The organism is Franconibacter helveticus LMG 23732 (assembly GCF_000463115.2).
Taxonomy (GTDB): Bacteria; Pseudomonadota; Gammaproteobacteria; order Enterobacterales; family Enterobacteriaceae; genus Franconibacter; species Franconibacter helveticus.
This window is the reverse complement of sequence record NZ_AWFX01000056.1, coordinates 1-2,702: the sequence shown is the minus strand read 5'-3', so window position 1 is coordinate 2,702 and position 2,702 is coordinate 1. Positions and strand designations below refer to the sequence as shown.

The window sequence follows — 2,702 nt, the reverse complement described above, 5'->3', positions numbered from 1 at the left end:
AAGGCTGGACGAATGGGAGAGCGCCTTCGCGGAATGGCGGAGCATGTGTGGGCTTATGCAACGGGAGAACGCGGCGCTGAACGAGCGCGTGTCGGACTTGAGCACGCAGGTGCTGAGTTTAAGCGAGCAGCTGCGCCGCTTGTCCGGGAGCTGAGTACGGTAGAGCAGCGGCAGCGGGAGCATGAGTATCAGAAAAGCCTGGAGTTGCAGCGCCAGCCGCAGAAAACCTACAAAGGACCGACGCTGGGCTGACGGGTGCCGTCCCGTGACAAACCCCAAGAAGAAGGGCTGCGAAATTCCCCGCTAAATACGTCGTGATGCAAAGATCACTGCCTATACCAGGGTGAATTATGAAACTGCTTAAGGTTATTGAAGCTGTACTTAACTGCCTGCATCTGGCGGCAGAACTGTGGGAGTGGCTGGAGAAGCATTTGCCGGTTTTCGGGGCCTTCACGCTGTTTTTGGGCTGAATCCTGCCGTCATTCACCTGGCTGCATGGCTATGCAGTTGGGTAAAATTTATCTGTCGCGATCGGGGTGGTTTACCGGATGGGTTGTTGTTGGTTTTGGCTGACTGCCGCCCCGTTCGTGGCGAAGCTGTCCGGGGCGGTGCGGGCAAGAGATGTTATGTTCAATGTTGATAACAGGAGTAAGAGTGATGCTTACATTTATTGGTGTAGTGGTAGTCGCCGTTATTACATTTAAATTATTTATGCTTTTTTTTAGTTCATCTGAATCTGCCGTCGAACGTGCTACCCGTAAATATATGGAGAACCCGACGAGAGCTAACTATAAAATAATGTTGGCTACACGCATGAGAAATGAGAAGAAAAGAGGGTGATATATGTTCGAGTTTATTGGTTTTTTATTTTTACTTTTGGTGTGTTATGTCTTTATACAATGGTTGCTGTCAGGGTGTTTCCTGAATATGGAGTACGGAAAGCGGAGGAACGATACCGTCGAAATCCATCAGCAGAAAATGAGGATCTGTTATGGAGAGCTAGAAGTCGTATAACTAAACGCAAGTAATGTTTCCTAAGTGTGTTGATAGGCAAACATGGTGGGAGTTACTACTCTCGGAGTAAATGATCTTCTTGTGATTCTGTCGTTTCAGTCGTAATCTTTTGCTCTGAAAACGAAAAAACCACCCGGCAAGGTGGTTTTTCGAAGGTTCAGTAAACCGGCAAGTTTCTGAACCGTGGTAACAGTCTTGTGCGAGACATGTCACCAAATCTGTCCTTCCAGTGTAGCCGTAGTCAGGCCACCACTTCAAGAACTCCAGATAAATCTCTCGCACATCTCAGTTACCAATGGCTGCTGCCAGTGGCGTTTTTTCGTGTCTTTCCGGGTTGGACTCAAGACGATAGTTACCGGATAAGGCGCAGCGGTCGGACTGAACGGGGGGTTCGTGCATACAGTCCAGCTTGGAGCGAACTGCCTTCCCGGAACTGAGTGTCAGGCGTGGAATGAGACAAACGCGGCCATAACAGCGGAATGACGCCGGTAAACCGAAAGGCAGGAACAGGAGAGCGCACGAGGGAGCCACCAGGGGGAAACGCCTGGTATCTTTATAGTCCTGTCGGGTTTCGCCACCACTGATTTGAGCGTCAGATTTCGTGATGCTTGTCAGGGGGGCGGAGCCTATGGAAAAACGGCTTCGCCGCGACCTCATCGTTTCCCTGTTAAGTTTCTTCCTGGTATCTTCCAGGAAATTTCCGCCCCGCCCGTAAGCCGGTACCGCTCGCCGCAGCCGAACGACCGAGCGCAGCGAGTCAGTGAGCGAGGAAGCGGAATATATCCTGTATCGCATGTTCTGCTTACGCTCCGCTGCTGCATTTTTCTCCTGCCACATGAAGCACTTCACTGACACTCGCATCCGTGCCAACATAGTAAGCCAGTATACACTCCGCTAGCGCTGCGTGACTGGTTCAGGGCTGCGCCCCGAAACCCGCCAAAAGCCTGACGCGCCTGCGGCTTGTCCAACCCCGCGCCGACCGGGAAAGGCTTTCCCGCCCGTCCCGGCGTTATCAGGAGGCCGGTTTGTCAGAGAAACGGAACAAGATGCTCACCATGTGGGTGACGGAGGACGAGCACCGGCGGCTGCTTGAGCGCTGTGACGGCAGGCAGCTGGCGGCGTGGATGCGGCAGACCTGCCTGGACGAAAAGCCGGCACGTTCCGGAAAGCTCCCCTCAATCTCGCCGGCGCTGCTGCGCCAGCTTGCCGGCATGGGCAATAACCTGAACCAGATAGCCCGCCGTGTTAACGCCGGCGGCGGCACCGGCCATGACAGGGTGCAGATTGTGGCTGCGCTGATGGCCATCGATGCCGGGCTTGAGCGGCTGAGGCACGCCGTTCTTGAGAAAGGAACGGACGATGATCGTTAAATTTCATCCACGCGGTCGCGGCGGTGGCGCCGGGCCGGTGGACTATCTGCTGGGTAAAGACCGGCAGCGTGAAGGTGCCAGCGTCCTGCAGGGGAAGCCGGAAGAAGTCCGGGAGCTGATTGACGCGTCGCCTTACGTGAAGAAATACACATCCGGCGTCCTGTCGTTTGCGGAGGCCGATCTGCCTCCCGGCCAGCGGGAAAAACTGATGGCCAGCTTCGAGCGCGTTCTGATGCCCGGACTTGATAAAGATCAGTACAGCATTCTGTGGGTGGAGCACGCGGACAAGGGGCGTCTGGAGCTGAACTTTCTGATCCC

4 protein-coding genes are annotated in these 2,702 nt (G+C 54.5%); 3 read left to right on the top strand and 1 reads right to left on the bottom strand.

The genetic code is table 11. The annotated features are described in order from the left end of the window. The first annotated feature begins 43 nt into the window (after nucleotides 1-43). A complete protein-coding gene (locus DW56_RS22540) occupies nucleotides 44-154 on the top strand; it encodes an MbeD/MobD family mobilization/exclusion protein (RefSeq protein WP_412778678.1) in 111 nt (36 codons plus the stop codon). Between the two features lie 1,145 nt (nucleotides 155-1,299). Here DW56_RS22540 and DW56_RS23070 read toward each other — a convergent pair. Continuing rightward, on the bottom strand, nucleotides 1,300-1,413 hold the full coding sequence (locus DW56_RS23070; RefSeq protein WP_007772075.1) for a hypothetical protein: 114 nt from the start codon (nucleotides 1,411-1,413) through the stop codon (nucleotides 1,300-1,302). A 626-nt stretch (nucleotides 1,414-2,039) separates the two neighbouring features. On the opposite strand from DW56_RS23070, the gene DW56_RS19455 reads away from it, so the two are divergent. After that, a complete protein-coding gene (locus tag DW56_RS19455; RefSeq protein ID WP_032967811.1) occupies nucleotides 2,040-2,384 on the top strand; it encodes a MobC family plasmid mobilization relaxosome protein in 345 nt (114 codons plus the stop codon). After that, a partial coding sequence (locus tag DW56_RS19450; RefSeq protein WP_035890355.1) for a DNA polymerase occupies nucleotides 2,374-2,702 on the top strand: 329 nt, incomplete at its 3' end. The genes DW56_RS19455 and DW56_RS19450, both read left to right, overlap by 11 nt.